The organism is Sphingomonas sp. BL-S-30, from assembly GCF_055521475.1.
Map to the genome: position 1 here is coordinate 3,176,066 of NZ_CM145481.1, position 17,667 is coordinate 3,193,732.

25 protein-coding genes are annotated in these 17,667 nt (G+C 66.9%); 7 read left to right on the forward strand and 18 right to left on the reverse strand.

The window, feature by feature from the left end:
- Nucleotides 1-153: 153 nt before the first annotated feature.
- From proC to ACZ1I5_RS14730, 5 genes are all read right to left on the reverse strand, one after another.
- Nucleotides 154-957 (reverse strand): pyrroline-5-carboxylate reductase, encoded by an 804-nt coding sequence (gene proC / locus ACZ1I5_RS14710; RefSeq protein WP_465169987.1) that lies wholly within the window; start codon nt 955-957, stop codon nt 154-156.
- Between the two features lie 7 nt (nt 958-964).
- Complete coding sequence (locus ACZ1I5_RS14715) at nt 965-1,465, reverse strand: type III secretion system chaperone family protein (protein ID WP_301087995.1); 501 nt, start codon at nt 1,463-1,465, stop codon at nt 965-967.
- A gap of 112 nt (nt 1,466-1,577) precedes the next feature.
- Nucleotides 1,578-1,856, reverse strand: a complete 279-nt coding sequence (locus ACZ1I5_RS14720) for an accessory factor UbiK family protein (protein ID WP_465169988.1) — start codon at nt 1,854-1,856, stop codon at nt 1,578-1,580.
- Nucleotides 1,857-1,879: 23 nt separating this feature from the next.
- Nucleotides 1,880-2,437, reverse strand: coding sequence for a TspO/MBR family protein (locus tag ACZ1I5_RS14725; RefSeq protein ID WP_465169989.1), 558 nt, complete (start codon nt 2,435-2,437; stop codon nt 1,880-1,882).
- Nucleotides 2,434-3,201 carry a TlyA family RNA methyltransferase gene (locus tag ACZ1I5_RS14730; RefSeq protein ID WP_465169990.1) on the reverse strand — a complete coding sequence of 256 codons (768 nt, stop codon included), beginning with the start codon at nt 3,199-3,201 and terminating at the stop codon, nt 2,434-2,436. The genes ACZ1I5_RS14725 and ACZ1I5_RS14730 overlap by 4 nt, the downstream gene beginning before the upstream one ends.
- Before the next feature lie 251 nt (nt 3,202-3,452).
- Here ACZ1I5_RS14730 and ACZ1I5_RS14735 point away from each other — a divergent pair, with 251 nt between their 5' ends.
- Nucleotides 3,453-4,133: an RBBP9/YdeN family alpha/beta hydrolase gene (locus tag ACZ1I5_RS14735; protein WP_465169991.1), complete on the forward strand. Its 681-nt coding sequence runs from the start codon at nt 3,453-3,455 to the stop codon at nt 4,131-4,133.
- Nucleotides 4,134-4,170: 37 nt separating this feature from the next.
- On the opposite strand, the gene ACZ1I5_RS14740 is transcribed toward ACZ1I5_RS14735, so the two are convergent.
- The gene (locus ACZ1I5_RS14740; RefSeq protein WP_465169992.1) at nt 4,171-4,878 is read right to left on the reverse strand and encodes a Crp/Fnr family transcriptional regulator; all 708 of its coding nucleotides are present in this window, start codon (nt 4,876-4,878) and stop codon (nt 4,171-4,173) included.
- A gap of 69 nt (nt 4,879-4,947) precedes the next feature.
- Between ACZ1I5_RS14740 and ACZ1I5_RS14745 the strand changes: the two genes are divergently transcribed.
- Nucleotides 4,948-5,130 carry a hypothetical protein gene (locus ACZ1I5_RS14745; RefSeq protein ID WP_465169993.1) on the forward strand — a complete coding sequence of 61 codons (183 nt, stop codon included), beginning with the start codon at nt 4,948-4,950 and terminating at the stop codon, nt 5,128-5,130.
- Nucleotides 5,131-5,190: 60 nt separating this feature from the next.
- The gene (locus ACZ1I5_RS14750) at nt 5,191-5,397 is read left to right on the forward strand and encodes a hypothetical protein (protein ID WP_465169994.1); all 207 of its coding nucleotides are present in this window, start codon (nt 5,191-5,193) and stop codon (nt 5,395-5,397) included.
- Between the two features lie 272 nt (nt 5,398-5,669).
- Here ACZ1I5_RS14750 and ACZ1I5_RS14755 read toward each other — a convergent pair whose 3' ends face one another.
- The 6 genes from ACZ1I5_RS14755 to ACZ1I5_RS14780 all read right to left on the reverse strand — a co-directional run bounded on the left by ACZ1I5_RS14755 (nt 5,670) and on the right by ACZ1I5_RS14780 (nt 9,950).
- On the reverse strand, nt 5,670-6,005 hold the full coding sequence (locus ACZ1I5_RS14755) for a DMT family protein (protein WP_372849261.1): 336 nt from the start codon (nt 6,003-6,005) through the stop codon (nt 5,670-5,672).
- Nucleotides 6,006-6,040: 35 nt separating this feature from the next.
- Nucleotides 6,041-6,976 (reverse strand): MliC family protein, encoded by a 936-nt coding sequence (locus ACZ1I5_RS14760; protein ID WP_465169995.1) that lies wholly within the window; start codon nt 6,974-6,976, stop codon nt 6,041-6,043.
- 83 nt (nt 6,977-7,059) lie between these two features.
- Nucleotides 7,060-7,503 carry an ExbD/TolR family protein gene (locus tag ACZ1I5_RS14765; protein ID WP_465169996.1) on the reverse strand — a complete coding sequence of 148 codons (444 nt, stop codon included), beginning with the start codon at nt 7,501-7,503 and terminating at the stop codon, nt 7,060-7,062.
- Between the two features lie 129 nt (nt 7,504-7,632).
- The gene (locus ACZ1I5_RS14770) at nt 7,633-8,226 is read right to left on the reverse strand and encodes a YdeI/OmpD-associated family protein (protein ID WP_465169997.1); all 594 of its coding nucleotides are present in this window, start codon (nt 8,224-8,226) and stop codon (nt 7,633-7,635) included.
- Nucleotides 8,227-8,298: 72 nt separating this feature from the next.
- Nucleotides 8,299-8,631 (reverse strand): DNA primase, encoded by a 333-nt coding sequence (locus ACZ1I5_RS14775; RefSeq protein ID WP_465173978.1) that lies wholly within the window; start codon nt 8,629-8,631, stop codon nt 8,299-8,301.
- Nucleotides 8,632-8,723: 92 nt separating this feature from the next.
- Entirely contained in the window at nt 8,724-9,950 is a 1,227-nt protein-coding gene (locus ACZ1I5_RS14780) for a multidrug effflux MFS transporter (RefSeq protein ID WP_465169998.1), read from the reverse strand.
- A gap of 121 nt (nt 9,951-10,071) precedes the next feature.
- Between ACZ1I5_RS14780 and ACZ1I5_RS14785 the strand changes: the two genes are divergently transcribed.
- Nucleotides 10,072-10,593: a hypothetical protein gene (locus ACZ1I5_RS14785; protein WP_465169999.1), complete on the forward strand. Its 522-nt coding sequence runs from the start codon at nt 10,072-10,074 to the stop codon at nt 10,591-10,593.
- Between the two features lie 89 nt (nt 10,594-10,682).
- Here the strand turns inward: ACZ1I5_RS14785 and ACZ1I5_RS14790 are convergent, their stop codons facing one another.
- Nucleotides 10,683-11,306: a TetR/AcrR family transcriptional regulator gene (locus tag ACZ1I5_RS14790; RefSeq protein WP_465170000.1), complete on the reverse strand. Its 624-nt coding sequence runs from the start codon at nt 11,304-11,306 to the stop codon at nt 10,683-10,685.
- A 119-nt stretch (nt 11,307-11,425) separates the two neighbouring features.
- On the opposite strand from ACZ1I5_RS14790, the gene ACZ1I5_RS14795 reads away from it, so the two are divergent.
- The 3 genes from ACZ1I5_RS14795 to ACZ1I5_RS14805 all read left to right on the forward strand — a co-directional run bounded on the left by ACZ1I5_RS14795 (nt 11,426) and on the right by ACZ1I5_RS14805 (nt 14,933).
- Nucleotides 11,426-12,460, forward strand: a complete 1,035-nt coding sequence (locus ACZ1I5_RS14795; protein WP_465170001.1) for an aldo/keto reductase — start codon at nt 11,426-11,428, stop codon at nt 12,458-12,460.
- Between the two features lie 94 nt (nt 12,461-12,554).
- Nucleotides 12,555-13,508 carry an isopenicillin N synthase family dioxygenase gene (locus ACZ1I5_RS14800; protein ID WP_465170002.1) on the forward strand — a complete coding sequence of 318 codons (954 nt, stop codon included), beginning with the start codon at nt 12,555-12,557 and terminating at the stop codon, nt 13,506-13,508.
- Nucleotides 13,509-13,643: 135 nt separating this feature from the next.
- Complete coding sequence (locus ACZ1I5_RS14805; protein WP_465170003.1) at nt 13,644-14,933, forward strand: homoserine dehydrogenase; 1,290 nt, start codon at nt 13,644-13,646, stop codon at nt 14,931-14,933.
- 7 nt (nt 14,934-14,940) lie between these two features.
- On the opposite strand, the gene ACZ1I5_RS14810 is transcribed toward ACZ1I5_RS14805, so the two are convergent.
- The 5 genes from ACZ1I5_RS14810 to ACZ1I5_RS14830 form a co-directional block, all read right to left on the reverse strand.
- Nucleotides 14,941-15,318: a hypothetical protein gene (locus tag ACZ1I5_RS14810; RefSeq protein ID WP_465170004.1), complete on the reverse strand. Its 378-nt coding sequence runs from the start codon at nt 15,316-15,318 to the stop codon at nt 14,941-14,943.
- Between the two features lie 65 nt (nt 15,319-15,383).
- Complete coding sequence (locus ACZ1I5_RS14815; RefSeq protein ID WP_465170005.1) at nt 15,384-15,728, reverse strand: hypothetical protein; 345 nt, start codon at nt 15,726-15,728, stop codon at nt 15,384-15,386.
- Nucleotides 15,725-16,198 carry a hypothetical protein gene (locus tag ACZ1I5_RS14820; RefSeq protein ID WP_465170006.1) on the reverse strand — a complete coding sequence of 158 codons (474 nt, stop codon included), beginning with the start codon at nt 16,196-16,198 and terminating at the stop codon, nt 15,725-15,727. Before ACZ1I5_RS14820 ends, ACZ1I5_RS14815 begins: the two co-directional genes overlap by 4 nt.
- 71 nt (nt 16,199-16,269) lie before the next feature.
- A complete protein-coding gene (locus ACZ1I5_RS14825) occupies nt 16,270-16,701 on the reverse strand; it encodes a CoA-binding protein (RefSeq protein WP_465170007.1) in 432 nt (143 codons plus the stop codon).
- Between the two features lies 1 nt (nt 16,702).
- Nucleotides 16,703-17,665, reverse strand: a complete 963-nt coding sequence (locus tag ACZ1I5_RS14830) for an Mrp/NBP35 family ATP-binding protein (protein ID WP_465170008.1) — start codon at nt 17,663-17,665, stop codon at nt 16,703-16,705.
- Between the last annotated feature and the right edge of the window lie 2 nt (nt 17,666-17,667).

A 17,667-nucleotide genomic window follows, 5' to 3' on the forward strand; every position in this document is an offset into this window, starting at 1 on the left:
AAGTGCCTACGCAATACGCGGCTGGCCGAACGAGATTTCGGCAAGTCCAGGAAGGCGGACAAGTCACGCGCTTCCGGCCGGGACACCATCATGCGCGGCGGATTTGGGCAATCGGAGTTGAAACCATTTCGGAAGGATGCGCCCCCGACTGGCCTAAGCCTGGCGCGCCGCAGCGGCCATTTCCGCGTTGCGGCGCGTGGCTGCGGCCAGCGTGTCGCGCATCAGCGTCTTCAGGGCGTCGTCGCGATCCAGGACGTTGAGCCCTTCGCGCGTCGATCCGCCCGGGCTGGCGACACGATCCGCCAGTACCGCCGGCGATACGTCAGCCGCCGACGCCAGCATCGCCGACCCCTCGACCGTCGCAATCGCCATGCGCTGCGCCTGATCCACGGGCAGGCCGAGCGCTTCGCCACCCGCGGCCAGGGCGTCGATGACGCGGTAGAGGAAACCCGGCCCACTCCCGGCCAGCGCAGTCACGACGTCGAACAGCTTTTCGTCCGCGATCCATTCGACCAGCCCGAGCGGCGTCATCAGCGCGGAGACGGCATCGTGCGTGTCCGCATCTGAGTCGTCGGAGTAAAGCCCGACCACGCCCTTGCCGATGCCGACGGGCAGATTCGGCATGGCCCGCACGATCGAGCCCGCGCCGAAACGCCGGGCCAGGGTCGCGCTCTCCACGCCCGCCAGGATCGACACCAGCACCGGCACCCCTGCCAGCCGTTCGGCGTAACGGGCCGTGATCTCGTCGATCTGCTGCGGCTTCATGCCGAGCATCACCATGTCGGGCAGCGGCCCCTCGGGCAGGTCGCGCGCCTGGCGTACGCCTTCGGGAAGCGCGCGATCGGTCCGGTTGACCACATCGACCCGGTCCGCCGCGATCACGCCGCTGGCGATCCAGCGACGCAGCATCGCGCCGCCCATATTGCCGCAGCCGATCAGCCAGATCCTGTCGATCATCACCGGGTCAGGCTTCGCCCTGGGTCTCGGTCATCGCCGCGGCGAGCGCTTCCTTCGGCGTCTTGCCGCCCCACAGCACGAACTGGAACACCGGGTAGAAACGCTCGCACTCGTCGATCGCCGATTCCACCAGCAGCTCCGCCGCGCCGAGCGACATGGTGCCGTTCTCGCCCTCGATCATCGCGGCGTGGCGATACAGGAGGATCCCGCTCGACGACCATAGCTCGAAATGGCCGACCCAGAGCTGCTCGTTGATCAGCCCGATCGCCTCGTAGATCGCGCTGCGGCGCTCATCGGTGACGCGAATGTCGGGAAAGGCGAGGAACTGGATGACGCTGTCCTCGTCACGCCACAGCGCCCGGAGCTCATATTGAGTCCAGCTGCCCTTCACCTTGGCGATGACTTCGTCGTCCTGGCGCTCATGCTCCCACCCATGTGCCGCGAAATAGCTTTCGAGCATGTCGATGGGGGCCGCGTCGTCGCGTTCGTAATCGGCTTCGTCAAGCATCACGCCATCCCTTCCCGTGCCGCCGTCGTGACACCAGATGTGGTGCCCCGATACGGTGGGACGCACAAGTCAAGCGTGGATAGACCTGTAGAAAAAGCTGTGGAAAAGATCGTCAGGCTCCTGCCTTGGGTTTCTTGGGGGCGACAGGCGCCGCTGCCGCTTCGAGCGCATCGATCCGGGCGCGCAGCGCGTCGGCATCGTCACGGGCGGCCGCGGCCATCGCCTTGACCGCTTCGAATTCGTCGCGGCTGACGAAGTCGAGACCGCCGATCCATTCCTTCGCCTTGGCCCTGGCGCCCTGTTCGGCCTCGCGGCCCATGCCGGCCAGCGTGCCCGCGGCGCCGTTTACGAACTTCGCGAAATCGTCGAAAATCTTGTTGTCGGACTGCATCGGATGATCCCGTAAAATTCGTGTCAGATGGAGTTGATTTGGGACGTCGAGGACGACGGCACAAGGGTTTCGGCCCCGGGGTTGAGCGCCGCGATGCGATAGGTCAGCAAACCGGCAAAGGCCAGCCATAGCAGATACGGCGCCAAAAGCCACGCCGCGACAGCCCTGACGCGTCCGAACGCCAGCGTCGTCGCGCCGGCGAGAACCAGCATCACGACGATGGCGACCAGCGCCCAGCGCACCTGATGCAGGCCGAAGAACAGCGGCGACCAGATCAGGTTCACCGCCATCTGGACCGAGAACAGGGCGATCGCCGCGCCACGCCACCGCGATCCGCGCGCCTGGATGACCATCGCCAGCGCCAGGCCGAGCAGGACGTAAAGCGCGCTCCAGGCCACCGGGAACACCCAGTCCGGCGGGTTTTCGGGCGGCTTGGCGAGCGCGGCATACCAGCTGTTGCCGGATCCGCCGGGCGCCAGGCGCGCCGAGACGAACCCGAGCAGCAGGATGGCTGGAACGGTCACGATCGCCGTGCGCAGGAATGCCAGCCCGCGCGGCTGCTTCGATGCGATGTCCCTCACGCTTCCAGCCCTTTCAGCTTCCGCTCCGCCACCGAACGCGTCGCCGCCAGAAGGAATTCGACATTGCCTTCGGGCCCGGTGATCGGACTTTCCACGACCCCCTCGACATGCCAGCCGCGCGAGTCGACCCAGGCCGAAACCTCGGCGCATACCCGCGCATGGATGGCGGGATCGCGCACCACCCCGCCCTTGCCGACCTCTTCGCGCCCCGCCTCGAACTGCGGCTTGATCAGCGCGAGCAGGCGCGCATCGTCCCTGGCGAAACCCATCGGCACGTCGAGCACCTTGGCGAGCCCGATAAAGCTCGCATCGCACACGATCAGGTCGACCGGCTCGGGAATATGCGCCGCGGTCAGGATGCGCGCGCTGGTCTGTTCATGGACGATCACGCGCGCGTCCTGACGCAGCTTCCAGGCGAGCTGGTTGGTGCCGCTGTCGACCGCATAGACTCTCGCTGCACCGCGGGTGAGCAGCACATCGGTGAACCCCCCGGTCGAGGAGCCGACGTCGATCGCCACTGTGCCGGTCACGTCCCAGCCGAAATGATCGAGCCCATGCGCCAGCTTGATCCCGCCGCGCGATACCCAGGGGTGATCGCGCCCCCGCACGTCGAGCACCGCATCATCCGGAAATTGTTGCCCCGGCTTGTCGATCTTGCGGTCGCCGGCGAATACCAGCCCCGCCATGATCAGCGCCTGTGCGCGCGTCCGGCTCTCGGCGAGGCCGCGATCGACGAGCATCTGATCGGCGCGAAGCTTGGCCATGCCCTGCCCTACCAAGCCGAGTCGCACCGCGATAGCCCATTCCCGGTCCGGTTGGACACGACGAATCCGGCCCCTTTTGCGACCGGATCATGCCGCCATTTCGGACTGTCGCAGCGCCTGCGCGGTTGGTCGCAGGGCCTATTGCCTATCGGAATAGTAGGAATAGCTTTTCACCTCGGGAGGCGTGGTCGCTCGGCGTCCCCTAGAGCTTCGCGCGGCCACGTCTCTCCCCTCTTCAAGGAGTGCGTATCATGGGAAGCTTTTCGCCCCACGACCCGGCCCAACCGACCATCCTGACCGTTCCCGGTCTGGGGGGATCGGGGCCTTCGCACTGGCAGAGCCTGTGGGAAAGCGCCCGGCCCGACACTGTCCGCGTTGAGCTCGGCATGTGGAACACCCCGCATCGCAATGCCTGGGTGACCAAGCTCGACCAGGCGATTCGCTCGGCCCAGGCGCCGGTGATCCTGGCCGCGCACAGCCTTGGCTGCCTTGCCGTCGCCTGGTGGGCCGAGCTGACGCGCCAGCCCTATGGCTGGCCGGTCGCCGGCGCCCTGCTGGTCGCGCCGGCCGATGTCGATCGCCCGGATGCCCAGGTCGATCTGCATGCCTTCGCGCCGACGCCGGTCGCGCCGCTGCCCTTCCCCTCGATCCTCGTCGCCAGCCGCGACGATCCGTGGATCACCATCGAGCGCGCGCACAGCCTCGCGGCGACCTGGGGCAGCCATTTCGTCGATGCGGGCGAACAGGGGCATATCAACGCCGCCAGCGGGATCGGCTGGTGGAGCGAGGGGCAGGAACTGCTCGACCGCGTCATCCACGCCGCCGGCGACCGCAAGGGCCGTCCCCGTGCGCCGGGCGATGCCCGCTCGATCCTCGCGGTCAACGCGACGGATGCGGCGCAGGGGCATTATCTCGGCGGCGACGCCCGCTGATCCCAGGCCCCTCCCTTTCGGGGGAGGGGCGCGAAGATCATTCCAGAAACAGATATCCCGGATCGAACTCCGCGAAACTGCGCAGGCCATCCCAGTCGAGGATCGTCGCAATGCCCGCGCGGAATTCGACCAGCCCCTGCTCGCGCAATTGCCGCAGCATGCGGTTGGCATGGACCGGCGTCAGCCCGGTGGCATCGGCAAGGTCGATCTGGGTCAGCGGGAAGGTGAAACGCAGGCCGTCGGTCAGGCCGACCCGGTCGAGCCGCATGTACATCTCGCAGAACAGGTGCGCGAGCCGCACCGCCGCCGAACGCGCCCCGACCGACACGATCCATTCGCGGTTGATCGCCGCATCGATCAGGGTGGATCGCCACAGCAATTCCGTCAGCGTCGCTGATTGCTCGGTCAGCGCGCGGATCGCCGGATGCGGGAACAGCGCCACCTTCACCGCGGTCAGCGCGGCGACCGAATGTTCCAACCGCTTCAGCGGATAGCTGTGCAGATCGACGAAATCGCCCGGCACATGGATCGCCAGGATCTGGCGCCGCCCCTCCGGCGTATCCTTGTAGCGTTCGACGAATCCCTCCAGCAGCAGGGTGCACTGGCTCAGCGGAACCTGCTGACGCACGATGATCTGCTTCGCGCGAAACTCCGCGGTGCGGCCCACCGCCGCCTCGAGCGATGCCGCTTCGGCGTCGCTAAGTTTCGGTGTTGGGTGGGTTTTCAGGAAATTTCGTGTGTACATCCCCAAACCTTATCGGAACCGACGCGGTCGCGCCTGCGTTTTTGTTAATCCGGGAAAGGTTATTTCGCCATGTCGATAAAAGTCCATGACATTCCCACCACGGTGACGGCGGAAGAAGGGGAAGTGATGCTCGACGGGCCGGATGGCCTCGCCGTTTCCTTCACGCCGGACGCGGCATCGAAATCGGCGAGCGCGATCGCCGAGGCGGCAAGGCTCGCGCAGCTTCAGTCGATGGAGAAGCGGCCGAAATAGCTGCCGTATTTACCATGACGTCGAGGACGGTCTTAACTACTCTCGATCCATCAACGGACAATGCCCTTCGCCAAACTGTTCAGAAGCCGATGGGCGGCATTGATCTGGGCGGGCGGCATCCTGTGGACCGCCATTGACGTCGCCGGCTACGCGCCTGCCCCACGGCAGGGCCATCAAACCGCCGCTGCCGTGCCGACCGATGCGACCGGGGAGGCCATTCAGAACAGCGACCTCATTGCCCTCGCCGCCGCGCTGAATGGGCGTTAGCGCCTGGCAAATCTGTTCCGACGATAAGAAAGAGCGGGCCGGCAAGGGTTCGGCATGGCTGCAATGCCAGATCCGGCCTCATGGTTGAATCGCCGGCAGCGACCGTGCCGTGCGCGCCAACGGGAGATATGGGACACCAGCCTGTCTCATATCTTGTCTGGCCTGGCCAGTGCGAATCTCATATAATATCCTTATATATCAAATAGATATAAATATCGGACATCTGACTGCACGAGGCACCGGAGATATGGAACGTCAACGCCGTCGCTCCTCTAGCGGCCGGCGAACAGGAATGCCGCGGCACCGATCAGGCAAAGAAACGCGCCGGCATGCCGCCAGCTCAGCGGCTCGCCAAGCACCGCGACCATGAAGACGCCGAACACCAGCAGGGTGATGACTTCCTGCGCGACCTTCAGCTGACCGCCGCTCCAGCCCGAGGCATAGCCGAGCCGGTTGGCCGGCACCGCCAGGCAATATTCGAACAACGCGATGCCCCAGCTGATCAGGATCACCCAGATCAGCGGTTTCGTCATCCCGCCCTTGAGATGCCAGTACCAGGCGATCGTCATGAAGCAGTTGGAGGCAACGAGAAGCAGCAGAGTCGGCATGAGCGGGATCCGTCAAAAGTCCCGGTACGACTAGCCTAGTTCGCGCGGCATGCCAGTGGCGGCATCTCCGGCTGCGTGAAGGTAGCGTCCTGCCCCTTGCCGCGCAGCTCGTATCCGCGCGCGGCATACCAGATGCCCGAGGCCGGCCGCTGTCCCTTGAGCACCGCGACCAGCTTGCCGCCCGACCGCAAGGTGGCGGTATCGGCGCCCTTGTCGAAGCGGACATTGATCCGGCTGCCGTCGACGCAGCGATAGGTGGCGGTGACGATGCCCGTCGCGGGGACACTCGCGACCGGCGTCGGCTTGCCGCCCGGGCGCGGCTTGATGTCGGCGCTGCGGATATGCCAGCTCTTCTGCGCCGCGGTAGCACCGTCGATGTCGCCGACGCGGTGCAGGGTGACGCTGCCCAGCATATAGACCGGCGCCGCACCCTGTTTCAGCCGGCCATAGACCTGCACCGGCACGGTGACATAGCGCTGCCCCGCGCCTGCGTCGATCTCGCCCGGCGCGCCGACATTGGCGTGATATTCGGTATATTTGGCGAAGCTCGCGGCGAACGCCTCGGCGCTCATCCCCGATGCCTTGCCGCCATCGTCCCACAGTGCCCAGGCCTGGCGGTATTTGCCCTCGCCGAGCAGCGCATAATAGGTCTGCACCACGTTCGCCGCGCCCTGCGCGCTGTCGGGCGTGAAAGGCGCCTCGGAGATCGGGGTGCGATCGTCGGGCAGGCCGCCGGGGGTTCCCGGTTCGGGCGGCGTCAGCGGCGCGGGTGTCGCCGCCGCGCCGGGCGCCACCTCCGTCACCGGCGCGGTCTCGTTCCCCTGGCTGTTGGCCCCCTGGCTGTTGGCATAGGCATCGACGCTGCCTTGCGCCTGCTCGGCGGCCGTATTGATGTCGACCGAGTTGCTACCCGACTTGTCGGGCGAGCAGCCCGCCGCGAGCAGCAGCGGAAGCGCGATGAAATAGCGCATGGGATGAAGACCTTGTCGGTTGCAGGGGAACGCCCCAACGCCGCGCCACGCGGCAACGTTCCCCGGCATCCCGTCGCTGGTCGCTATTCGACCGCGTCGAAGTTCCGGAACTTCTCGTTCCCGACAAAGCCGAGCCTGGTGATGCCGGCGCGCTTGATCACCGCGAGTATCTGGTCGAACCGCTCGTAGCGCGCCGCGCCGTCCGTGCTGAATTGCAGCTGCGCATCGGGATCGGCCCGGATCGCATCGAGCCGCGTCCGCAACTCGACCAGATCGACGGGGGTGCCGTCGAGCGCGATCTGGCCCGCCGCGTTCAGGTCAATCCGGTGGATCACATTGGTTTGGGTCGGTCCGGGAACACCGGTCGGCAGGTCGATCGGCACCTTGTGCGTCATCATCGGGATGGTGAGGATCAGGGTCACGATCAACACCAGCAGCACGTCGATCAGCGGCGTGATGTTCAACGCCGACAGCGGCTCGGAATGGTCGATGCGGGGTTGCCGATAGGCCAGGGCTCGTGCGCTCATCATGTCCTCCTTCGCAATGGTGACGTTACACCATAACATGGGAGCCGCACACGGCAAGCGACCGGTCGCGAAATATTACGGGAGATAGTGCAAGGTCAGCCGGAGGCCGCCGCCTGGCTGCGCCACGCATCACTGCTCATATTTCCAGTTCCGCCTTTTGCCCTCGCGCAGCATCCCGATCGCTTCGGCAACGCGCTTGGCCTTCGTCTCCGGGCGCTTGGCGTCCGCGATCCATTCGGCATATTCGCGGCGGCAGCTTGGCGGGAAACCGTCGAACGTGGCGCTCGCGACGGCGTCGCCCGCGAGCGCGTCGGCCAGTTCCGGTGGCACCTCCAGTTCAGGCTTGGCGGGCCTGGGCTTGCGTTTGATCGCCCCCTCGCCCGCATCGACCAGCGCCGCGGCCTCGCGGATCAGGGCGTCGAGCTCGGCATCGCCGGGCAGATCCGCGATCGAGGTCAGCCGCCCGAACTGCCCCATCGCCTCGCCTTCCTGGCCAGTCGCCAGCGCATCGCGGCGCCAGAAGCCGAAGCTCGCATGCGCCTTGAACCCGGACATGATCGCGAGCGGGCTGCCCTTGTAATCGAAAAAGGGGCGGCTCCATTTCACCGTCTCGACCACGTCCGGGCAGGCGGCATGCATCCGCGTCCGGATGTGGCGCAGGATCGGCTTCGCGAACTCGGCCTGCTTCTCGATATAGGCGTCGATACGGGGATCGGTCGGCATGGCGGAACTCCTTGCGCCGACGATCCTATTCAGCGGCGGGAGGGCCCGTCAATCCGGCCCTCCCGCGCCACCTCATGGGCGGAGCGTCGCGTCGTCCGCATCCCCCAGATCGTCCTCGTCGACATCGTCGTCCTCGAAATCCTCCTGGAGCTCGTCCTCGACAAGGTCGTCTTCGTCTTCATCCGCATCCGGGTCTTCGTCGCCGATCTCGTCGCTCTCCATCTCGACATCGTCGTCGTCATCGTCTTCGTCGCCGATGTCCGGATTGAGATCTGTCAGGATGGTGCCGTCGGTCGGTCCGTCGCGCGTGACCTCCAGGATCTCGGCGCGCTGGCTCTCGTCATAGCCTTCCTCGTCGAACCCGTCGTCGCCGGTGCCTTCGCCAGGTACCTGATAGCCACCCATGCTCATCGTCCGTCTCCCAGCCGCGGAATCGCGGATCATCAGGCGAACGAGATTACATCAAAGCGGTTCCGCCGTCTGCGACGAAGCGCAATTCAATGCGGCCGGAACAGCCTGCCGCGCTCGGTGACCGCGATGATGACCAGGGTGATCAGCGCGCAGCACAAGGTACCGATATGCAACGGCAGGGTCGTACCCGCGAAGGACTGGCCGATCGACATGCCGATCACCGCGCCGAAGGTCACGCTGATGAAACCCTGAATGCTGGAGGCCGTGCCCGCGATATCGCCCATATCCTGCATCGCCATGGCGTTGAAATTCGCATTGGCCAGGCCGAAACAGCCCATGGTCAGCGCCTGGAGGATCACGAACAGGATCAGGCTCTCGCCGCCGAGGAACCAGTTGGCGACGTTCACCGATGAGATCAGGATCAGGAAGACCACGGCACTGTGCGACAGGAAGCGCGAGCCGAGCCGCATCACCAGGCGCGAGTTGAGCAGGTTCGCCGCCGCCATCATGCCCGCGGTGCCGGCAAAGACGAGATTCAGATGCTTCTCCGCATCGAACACCGTCGTCACGATCTGCTGCACCGAGGTGATATAGCCGAACAGCGCGCCCTGCAGCGCGGTACCCGCCAGCGTATAGCCGAGCGACCAGCGATCCGTGAGCGTCGTGCGGTAACCCTCGGCGAGCCGCCCGACCGAAAAGGGCACGCGTTCGCCGGCCAGTGTTTCGGGCATGCGCAATGCGAACCAGACCAGCACGATCGCGGTCAGCACCGCGATCACGCTGAAGATCAGCCGCCACGATCCGAAGAACAGGATAAACTGCCCCAGGGTCGGCGCCAGCACCGGCGCGATCATGAAGACGATGATCGCGAGGCTCATCACCCGCGCCATCGGGCGGCCCGAATAGCAGTCGCGCACGATCGCGATCGTCACCACCCGGGTCGCCGCGACCGCGACGCCACCGAGCAGCCGGGCGAGCAGCAGCAGCTGGAAGCTGCCCGACACCGCCGCCACCGCGTTGCCGACCCCGTAGAGGAACAGCGCCCACATCATCACCGGCCGCCGGCCGAACCGGTCGGCCAGCGGACCATGGATCAGCTGTCCGGCGCCAAGCCCGATCAGATAGATCGCGATGACATATTGCCGCTCATTCTCGGTCGTGACGCCCAGCCGCTCGCCGATCGCCGGCAGCGCGGGCAGCATCGTGTCGACCCCGATCGCGCCCAGCGCCATCAGCGAGGCGACCATCACGACGAATTCGCGAAAGCCGAACGGCGCCATGTTGCGGGAGTCGGGGGACGAAGCGGCAGTCATGCGGAGGCCTGTCGCAGATGCGCCGACGCAGGTCACCCCCAAGTTTCGCCGGAAATGCTTGACGCCGCCCCCGTCAGGAATTAGTGTGTTACTTAACTAATTCACCCTTGGAGACTGCCCCATGCTTCGTTCCCTGGCCGCGCCGCTGGCAGCGATCGCTCTGGCCGCCACGCTTGCCGCCTGCGACGATTCGAAGACCGGCACCTCGATCTCGATCAACAGCACCGATTCCGACGGCAATGTCGTGGCGAGCATGGACGGCAATACCGGTGCGGTGGCGATCAACGTGCCGGGCTTCTCGGGCAAGCTCAACCTGCCCAAGATTCATCTCGATGCGGACGATTTCGAGATGAACGGCGTCCATCTTTATCCGGGCTCGACCATTTCCGGGATGAATGTGGAGGCGCATGACGGGGGCAAGTCCCGCGAGGACGACAATGGCCGCGTGCGTGTCTCCTTCCAGAGCCCGGCCGCCCCGGCGACGGTGCGCGACTGGTTCCAGCAGAAGCTCAACGGCGCGGGCTTCACCGTCGTGCCGGACGGCAACGGCCTGACCGGCACCACCGACGAGAAGAAGCCGTTCAAGCTCGACTTGACCAGCGACGGCAGCGACAAGTCGAAGGGCGTCATCACGGTCAACTAATGCCCTGAATCGGAAGGTCGCTGGTAAATATTTTACTTCCGTCATGCTGACGGCGGATTTCTAATGCAACGACCTTCCGACTCGGGACACTAGCCTTTGCTTTGCGCGGGCCCACTCGCGCCGTAACGCAAGCCGTCGACCAGCAGGGCGATCATGCGCCGCGCCTGCGCGGTGTCGCCGCCGGCGATCGGCGTTGCCAGCTGGAGGCCGGCAAGCAGAAGCTCGCCGGCGTCCACATCGGCACGGATCAGGCCGGCCGCCGCCGCGGCATCGAGCAAGCCGCGCAGCGTCGGCGTCAGTCGACCGAACACATAGTCGGGAAGCGATTGAAGGGCCGGGTCGCCCGAATGAAGCGCAGGCCCCAGGCCCCGTTTCGTCGCGACGAAATCGATCAGGCGCAGCATCCAGGAGGTCAGCGCCTCGCCCGGCGCCTGCGTTGCCGCGAAGACCGCGCCGGCCTCGACACAGGCATCGACTTCCTGCCGGATGATCGCCTTGATCAGGTCCGATCGCTGGGGAAAGTGGCGGTACAGCGTTCCGACCCCGACACCCGCGCGCGCCGCGATCTCCCGCATCGGCGCGTCCACGCCCAATTCCGTGAACGCGGCCATGGCCGCTCGGAGCAGCGCATCGAGATTGCGGCGCGCATCGGCCCTGACCGGCCGGCCCTGCTCAGCGGTCGCTTGCACCATGTCGAAACTGTCCTTGCTCACGCTTCTCCATCCGCCCTTGATAAACGGAACAACGTTCCGTATAAACGGAAACAGGTTCCGATTGATGCTTATAGGGCGCCGACCGGCAATCCGCCAGCGCGTGATGAAGGAGAAGACAAATGCAATACCGCCCCCTCGGCCGGACCGGGATCAAGGTCAGCCCTTATTGTCTGGGCGCGATGATGTTCGGGCAACTGGCCAATCCCGATCACGACGAGTGCGTCCGCATGATCCACAAGGCCGTGGATTTCGGCATCAACTTCATTGACACCGCCGATCGCTACAGCGCCGGGGAATCCGAGGAGATCGTCGGCAAGGCGCTGAAAGGTCGGCGCGAGCATATCGTGCTCGCGACCAAGGTTCATGGGCCGATGGGCGACGATCCGAACATGCAGGGCAATTCGCGGCGCTGGATCACCCGGGCGGTCGAGGATTCGCTGCGCCGGCTGCAAACCGACTATATCGACCTTTATCAGATCCACCGCCCCGCGCCGGACACGGACGTGGAAGAGACGCTGTCGGTGCTCACTGATCTGATGCGGGAGGGTAAGGTGCGCGCGATCGGCGCGTCGACCTTCCCGGCATCCGATATCGTCGAGGCGCAGTGGATCGCCGAGCGGCGCGGGCTGGCGCGGTTCCGCACCGAACAGCCGCCCTATTCGATCCTCAACCGCTCGATCGAGCGCGAGGTGTTGCCCACCTGCCAGCGCTACGGGATGGGCGTGATGGCGTGGAGCCCGCTGGCAAAGGGCATGCTCACCGGCAAATATCGCAAGGGCGCGCCGATGCCCGATTCGATCCGCACGCGCTATTTTCCCAAGGCGATGTCGGACGAGGGCAGCCTCGATGCGGTCGAGGAACTCATCCCGCTGGCGGAGAGCGCCGGCATCTCGCTGATGCACATGGCGCTGGCCTTTGTCGTGGCGCACCCGGCGCTCACCGCGGCGATCATCGGCCCGCGCACCATGGAGCAGCTCGACGGCCTGCTCGAGGGCGCGGGGGTCGTGCTGAGCGACGAGCTGCTCGATCGCATCGACGCGATCGTGCCGCCGGGAATCGACGTGGCGCCGCTGGAAAGCGCGGCCTATTCGCCGCCGCCGATCGTGCAGGCGGCCCTGCGCCGCCGGCCTGTCGCCGAGCGCGCGGCCGCCTGACGGATCGGCGCGTCGGGGAACCTCCGGTTCCGCGCACTGTTCGTGTCCGGGGGATGGCGCTATCATGGCTCATCCCCCATCACGGACACCAGTCATGCTCGATACCCCTTCCGCCCAGGTCCCCGCGCTGTCGCTCAAGGATGAAGCGGCCGATCCCGATGCCTTTGCCGCCGCGCTCGGCGGGTCGTTCGAACGCTTCGGTTTCGCGGTCATCGCCGATCACGGCATTTCGCAGGAACTGATCGCGCGCGCCTGGAAAGAGACCGCCGAACTGTTCGCGCTGCCCGAGGAGGAAAAGCGCGGCTATTTCACGCCCGCCGGTGGCGGCCAGCGCGGTTACACGCCGTTCAAGACCGAGATCGCCAAGGACGCGAAGCATGTCGACCTGAAGGAATTCTGGCATGTCGGCCGCGAGCTCCCCACCGGCCACCGTTTCGCCGCGGACATGCCCGCCAATATCTGGCCCGCCCGGCCGGAAGGCTTCACCGCGACCTTTCTCGAACTGTTCACCGCGTTCGACCGGGCCGGCGACCGGTTGTTGTCGGCGATCGCGCGCCACCTGCGGCTCGCGCCCAACTGGTTCGATCATGCGGTCGAGGACGGCAATTCGATCCTCCGCCTGCTGCATTATCCGCCGATCCCCGCCGAAGCCGAGGGTGTCCGCGCCGGCGCGCATGAGGACATCAACCTCATCACCCTGCTGCTCGGCGCCGAGGAGGCCGGACTCGAACTGCTCGACCGCGACGGTCGCTGGCTCGCGATCCGCCCGCCCGAAGGTGCGATGGTGGTCAATGTCGGCGACATGCTGCAGCGCCTGACCAATCATGTCCTGCCCTCGACCACCCACCGCGTGGTCAACCCGCCGCCCGAGCGCCGCGGTCATTCGCGCTATTCCATGCCCTTCTTCCTGCACCCTGCGCCCGATTTCCTGATCGAGACGCTGCCCGGCTGCATCACGCCGGAAAATCCCAACCGCTATCCGACGCCGATCACCGCGCACGACTATCTGCACGAGCGCCTGGTCGAGATCGGCCTGGTGAAGAAGTAACCGGGGCGGCCTCAAGAAAATCAACGTCACCCTGAACTTGTTTCAGGGTCCAAGCGCGGTCATAGGCCGCACGCGCGCGGCGAATGATCGCGCATGGATGCTGAAACGAGTTCAGCATGACGAATTGGGGCTGACATGACCAAACCGCTACGCGTCGCACTTGCCGGGCTTGGAACCGTGGGCGGCGGCGTGATCCGGCTGATCGACGCGAACGGCGCGCTGATCGCGCGCCGCGCCGGCCGGCCGATCGAGATCGTCGCGGTCTCCGCGCGCGACCGCGCCAAGGATCGCGGCGTCGATATCGGCCGGTTCGAATGGGTCGACGACACCAGCGCGCTCGCCCATCAGGAGAATGCCGATGTCGTGGTCGAGCTGGTCGGCGGGTCGGATGGCCCTGCCCTCGCCCTCGCCCGCGCGACGCTCGCCGGCGGCAAGAGCCTGGTCACCGCGAACAAGGCGATGCTCGCCCATCACGGGCTCGAGCTGGCCGAAGCCGCCGAAGCCGCCAAGGTCGCGCTGAAGTTCGAGGCGGCCGTCGCGGGCGGCATCCCGGTGATCAAGGGCCTGCGCGAAGGCGCCGCCGCGAACGAGATCGCGCGCGTCTATGGCATCCTCAACGGCACCTGCAATTTCATCCTGTCCAAGATGGAGGCTGAGGGCCGCGACTTTGCCGAAGTGCTGGCCGAAGCGCAGGCGCTCGGCTTTGCCGAGGCCGATCCCAGCTTCGACATCGACGGCGTCGACGCCGCGCACAAGCTGTCGATCCTCGCCAGCCTCGCCTTCGGCACGCGCCCGGCCTTTGCCGATGTCGCGACCAGCGGCATCCGCCACCTGCTCGGCGCGGATATCGCCGAGGCCGCGGCGCTTGGCTACCGCGTGCGCCTGATCGGCATCGCCGAGGACGGTCCGGGCGGGCTGTTCCAGCGCGTCCATCCGCATCTCGTGCCGACCAGCCACCCGCTGTCGCACGTCACCGGGGCGACCAACGCGGTCGTGGCCGAGGGCAATTTCGTCGGCCGCCTGCTGTTCCAGGGCGCCGGCGCGGGCGACGGCCCGACGGCTTCGGCCGTGGTCGCCGACCTGATCGACATCGCGCGCGGCGAGTTCGGCCCGGCCTATGCCATGCCCGCCAGGGCGCTGGCGGTGCACACGCCCGCCGATACCGGCGAACGCCGCGGCCGCGCCTATGTCCGCTTCACCGTCGCCGACAAGGTCGGCGTGCTCGCCGAGATCGCCGCGGCGATGCGCGACGCGGGGGTTTCGATCGAAAGCCTGATGCAGCGCGGCGCGATGCCAGACGGCACCGTGCTCGTCGCGATCGTCACCCATGAAGGGCCGGAGCGCGCGGTAGCCCAGGCGCTGGAGAAGCTGCGCGGGTCGCAGAGCCTCGCCGGTCAGCCGATGTGGATGCACATCCTCGGCTGAGACGCGGTCATTTAATCACGGCGGAGGCCGGCACCCCGGGCGCTGCTTCGCCCATATGGATGATGGTGCGGGTCCGGCGCGGACAGATCGTCTGGCCGATCAGCGCGCACCGCGTGCCGTCCTCGGCCAGCGCCATATCTTTGGTCGTCGGTTCGGGCGTCTGCGGCAGGGGCAGGCGATAGCGCGACTGGGAATTCCCCGTGACGCAGATCGGGTCGCCCGCACAGCCGAGCGTCCGAGGCTTGATCACCGACATCGAGATCGGCCTGCGCGGGCGCCGCACCTTGCGCCTGGCCTTCACCGTGCGCACCACCGCCGGACGTTTCACCCGCACGTGATCCGCAACCGGTGGAGCCGCCATCAACAACATGGTGAGCACAATCATGGTCGGGTTCCCTGTTCGCCTGCGGGAAACACAACTGCCGGACCATCAATAGGTTGCGCGCATTGTCAGGGCGCGAGCGGACGCTCCCCGGCCAGGTGGAAGCCATTGGTGCCGACCGAAACGCCCACTTTCCCGCAGCCGACCAGAAAGACCGACTTTTCCTCGCAATTGGAGGTGCGGGCGAACAGGCGCTCGCGCTCCATCGGCACGCCTTCATTCTTCGGGTCGGCCGGGTCGCGCTCGATCAGTGGTACCCGGTAGCGATCGGCGTCGCGCCGCCCGCACACCGTCACCTCGGCCGGGTCAGCCGCGGTGGCGCAGCGCGGCCCGGCCGCGGTCTTCGCGCGGTAGCGCACCAGCGCCTCGTCCGGGGCGGCCTGAAGCAGCATCAGCAGCGCGGTGCCGATCATTTCGCGGGCGCGGCGGTTGCCGGTGGCTGGGGATCGTCGAGCGGGATCGGAATCCGGCCCGTCTTGTCGGGGCGCTTCCTCAGCGCGTCCTTCAACAGCCCGGCCGCGCCGACGATCATCGGGATGATCGGCGGCCCGAAGCTCGACTGGCATCCGCCCTGCCGCACCGCGCAGGGTGTCCCTTCCGCGGCCAGCGCGCCACGACCGGTCAGGTCGCGATTGACCGGCACCGGGCCGTCGGAAACGGCTTCTCCGGGAAGCGGCAGGCGCTGGCTCGGCAGCGCGTCGCCACATACCACCACATCGCCGTTGCTGTTTGTCTGGGCCGCGCCGTTCCCGTCTTCGCTATCGGTCTTGCGGGAAGGCCGGCACGGTTCGTCCGCCACGGGCACCAGGATCGACCATCGCTCCGGCTCGGCCCTGGTGGCCGGCGCCGCCTGGAGCGCCAGAATCGTGAGCAATGCCAGCATGATCCGCGACTCCCGAAGTCGCGGTCATCATGCAGTGTGGCCCTCCCGCGCGCAAGCGCGACCAGCGCCGTTCAATCGGCGATCGGCGCCACGCCCAACCGGGGAATCTCGATCGCGGGGCAGCGGTCCATCACTACCTTCAGCCCCGCCGCCTCGGCGCGGGCCGCCGCTTCCTCGTTGACCACGCCGAGCTGCATCCACACCGATTTCGCCCCCGCGGCGATCGCCTGGTCGACCGCGTCGCCGGCGGCGGCGGCATTGCGGAAGATATCGACCATGTCGATCGGATCGCCGAGCTGCGCCAGCTCGCGAAACACGAACTCGCCATGCACATGCTCGCCGGTGATCTGCGGATTGACCGGGATCACGCGGTATCCATGCACCTGCAGCGACTGCATCACCCGGTAGGATGGCCGGTCGGGCCGGTCCGAGGCGCCGACCAGGGCAATGGTGCGCACGCTCTCGAGCAGCGCCTTGATCTCTGCATCGCTGGTCAATGGCATGCTATCGTCCTTGTTCGATCCAGTGGAACACGCGCTGTGCGATGCCCGAGAACGCCAGGGACTCGACACCGTTCCCGCTGGCCGGCGGCACGCCCGCGTCGGAGGCCGAGCGAATCGCCATGTCGAGCGGGATCCGGCCGAGGAACTCGATCCCCAGCTCTTCCGCCGCGGCTTCCGCGCCGCCCCGGCCGAACGGATCCGACACCTCGCCGCAATGCGGGCAGATGTAGCCCGCCATATTCTCGATGATGCCGATCACCGGCACGCCCGCCTTGGCGAACAGGTCGATCGCGCGGCGCGCGTCGATCAGCGCCAGGTCCTGCGGCGTGGAGACGATCACCGCGCCGGCCGGCTTGTGCTTCTGGATCATCGACAGCTGCACGTCGCCGGTGCCGGGCGGCAGATCGATCACCAGCGTGTCCTGCGCCGCCCAGTCGGCATCGATCAGCTGGCCGAGCGCGTTCGCCGCCATCGGCCCGCGCCACGCGATCGCCTGGTCGGGCGCGACGAGTTGCCCCATGGAAAGCAGCGGCACGCCATACGGCGTCGCCACCGGCTCGAGCAATTTGTCCTTGGCGGTCGGCCGCGATCCCTGCACGCCCATCAGGGTCGGTTGCGACGGCCCGTAGATATCGGCGTCGACCAGCCCGACCCGCCGCCCCAATGCCTGCAGGCCGATGGCGAGATTGGCCGAGATGGTCGATTTGCCCACGCCGCCCTTGCCGCTCGCCACCGCGATCAGCAGGCGGCGGGTGCGCTGGCTGGTCAGCGCGATCCGGACGGTCGCGACCCCCGGGACGCCCTCGGCAGCGGCGCGCACCGTCGCCTCCATCGCCTCGCGGCCCGCCTCGTCCAGCCCGGTCACGTCGAGGAAGATGCTCGCCTTGTCGCCTTCGATCCGCGCGGTGGCGCGCTTTCCGGCGATGGGGTCGAGAGCGGCGTTCAGGGCGGCGATATCGGTCATCG

Bases quoted from the DNA above. Each gene is read 5' to 3' on its own strand.
- proC (WP_465169987.1), bottom strand. From the start codon at position 957: ATGATCGACAGGATCTGGCTGATCGGCTGCGGCAATATGGGCGGCGCG.
- ACZ1I5_RS14715 (WP_301087995.1), bottom strand. From the start codon at position 1,465: ATGCTTGACGAAGCCGATTACGAACGCGACGACGCGGCCCCCATCGAC.
- ACZ1I5_RS14720 (WP_465169988.1), bottom strand. From the start codon at position 1,856: ATGCAGTCCGACAACAAGATTTTCGACGATTTCGCGAAGTTCGTAAAC.
- ACZ1I5_RS14730 (WP_465169990.1), bottom strand. From the start codon at position 3,201: ATGGCCAAGCTTCGCGCCGATCAGATGCTCGTCGATCGCGGCCTCGCC.
- ACZ1I5_RS14735 (WP_465169991.1), top strand. From the start codon at position 3,453: ATGGGAAGCTTTTCGCCCCACGACCCGGCCCAACCGACCATCCTGACC.
- ACZ1I5_RS14740 (WP_465169992.1), bottom strand. From the start codon at position 4,878: ATGTACACACGAAATTTCCTGAAAACCCACCCAACACCGAAACTTAGC.
- ACZ1I5_RS14745 (WP_465169993.1), top strand. From the start codon at position 4,948: ATGTCGATAAAAGTCCATGACATTCCCACCACGGTGACGGCGGAAGAA.
- ACZ1I5_RS14750 (WP_465169994.1), top strand. From the start codon at position 5,191: ATGCCCTTCGCCAAACTGTTCAGAAGCCGATGGGCGGCATTGATCTGG.
- ACZ1I5_RS14755 (WP_372849261.1), bottom strand. From the start codon at position 6,005: ATGCCGACTCTGCTGCTTCTCGTTGCCTCCAACTGCTTCATGACGATC.
- ACZ1I5_RS14760 (WP_465169995.1), bottom strand. From the start codon at position 6,976: ATGCGCTATTTCATCGCGCTTCCGCTGCTGCTCGCGGCGGGCTGCTCG.
- ACZ1I5_RS14765 (WP_465169996.1), bottom strand. From the start codon at position 7,503: ATGAGCGCACGAGCCCTGGCCTATCGGCAACCCCGCATCGACCATTCC.
- ACZ1I5_RS14770 (WP_465169997.1), bottom strand. From the start codon at position 8,226: ATGCCGACCGATCCCCGTATCGACGCCTATATCGAGAAGCAGGCCGAG.
- ACZ1I5_RS14775 (WP_465173978.1), bottom strand. From the start codon at position 8,631: ATGGGTGGCTATCAGGTACCTGGCGAAGGCACCGGCGACGACGGGTTC.
- ACZ1I5_RS14780 (WP_465169998.1), bottom strand. From the start codon at position 9,950: ATGACTGCCGCTTCGTCCCCCGACTCCCGCAACATGGCGCCGTTCGGC.
- ACZ1I5_RS14785 (WP_465169999.1), top strand. From the start codon at position 10,072: ATGCTTCGTTCCCTGGCCGCGCCGCTGGCAGCGATCGCTCTGGCCGCC.
- ACZ1I5_RS14795 (WP_465170001.1), top strand. From the start codon at position 11,426: ATGCAATACCGCCCCCTCGGCCGGACCGGGATCAAGGTCAGCCCTTAT.
- ACZ1I5_RS14800 (WP_465170002.1), top strand. From the start codon at position 12,555: ATGCTCGATACCCCTTCCGCCCAGGTCCCCGCGCTGTCGCTCAAGGAT.
- ACZ1I5_RS14805 (WP_465170003.1), top strand. From the start codon at position 13,644: ATGACCAAACCGCTACGCGTCGCACTTGCCGGGCTTGGAACCGTGGGC.
- ACZ1I5_RS14810 (WP_465170004.1), bottom strand. From the start codon at position 15,318: ATGATTGTGCTCACCATGTTGTTGATGGCGGCTCCACCGGTTGCGGAT.
- ACZ1I5_RS14815 (WP_465170005.1), bottom strand. From the start codon at position 15,728: ATGATCGGCACCGCGCTGCTGATGCTGCTTCAGGCCGCCCCGGACGAG.
- ACZ1I5_RS14820 (WP_465170006.1), bottom strand. From the start codon at position 16,198: ATGCTGGCATTGCTCACGATTCTGGCGCTCCAGGCGGCGCCGGCCACC.
- ACZ1I5_RS14825 (WP_465170007.1), bottom strand. From the start codon at position 16,701: ATGCCATTGACCAGCGATGCAGAGATCAAGGCGCTGCTCGAGAGCGTG.
- ACZ1I5_RS14830 (WP_465170008.1), bottom strand. From the start codon at position 17,665: ATGACCGATATCGCCGCCCTGAACGCCGCTCTCGACCCCATCGCCGGA.